The following is a 589-nucleotide window of genomic DNA, read 5'->3' as shown; positions in this document are numbered from 1 at the left end:
AAAAGGAATTCATAAAGGAACACCTGTTAAGCCCTTCGTGGGACAGGCTCTGGTCTGTTGTAGACGGTATGCGTATGGGAATGGATGTTGATGAGTTACATGAAATTACCATGATTGATAAATGGTTTCTATATAATTTGAAACAAATTCTGGAACTGGAAGAAGAGATTAAAAACCAACCCGAACCCCTGGCAGATCCGTCTCTTTTAAAAAAGGCAAAACAATATGGCATCTCAGACACCCGGCTGGCAAACCTGTTAAATACAACGGAAGCAGATGTTCGTAATTACCGCCGGAAGAATGGTATCCGTCCTGTGTTTAAAATGGTTGATACCTGCGCGGCAGAATTCCAGGCGTACACGCCCTACCTGTATTCCACCTACGAGACTGAATGCGAAGCCAACCCCACATCAAAGAAAAAAATAATTATCCTGGGGAGCGGCCCTAACCGTATCGGCCAGGGTATCGAATTTGACTATTGCTGTGTGCATGGAGTGCTGGCCTTGAAAGAGATGGGATTTGAAACAATTATGATTAATTGCAATCCGGAAACTGTAAGTACGGATTACGATATATCCGACAGGTTATA

At 43.3% G+C, this 589-nt stretch carries 1 protein-coding gene; it reads left to right on the top strand.

What is annotated here, in order from left to right; genetic code table 11:
- The coding region (carB, locus tag QF629_13050; GenBank protein ID MDP6014445.1) for a carbamoyl phosphate synthase large subunit at window positions 1–589 on the top strand (589 nt) is incomplete at both ends.

The organism is Alphaproteobacteria bacterium (assembly GCA_030739735.1).
Lineage (GTDB): Bacteria > Pseudomonadota > Alphaproteobacteria > UBA7887 > UBA7887 > UBA7887.
The sequence above is the reverse complement of the archived record's forward strand: the minus strand, read 5'-3'. Positions and strand labels throughout refer to the sequence as shown.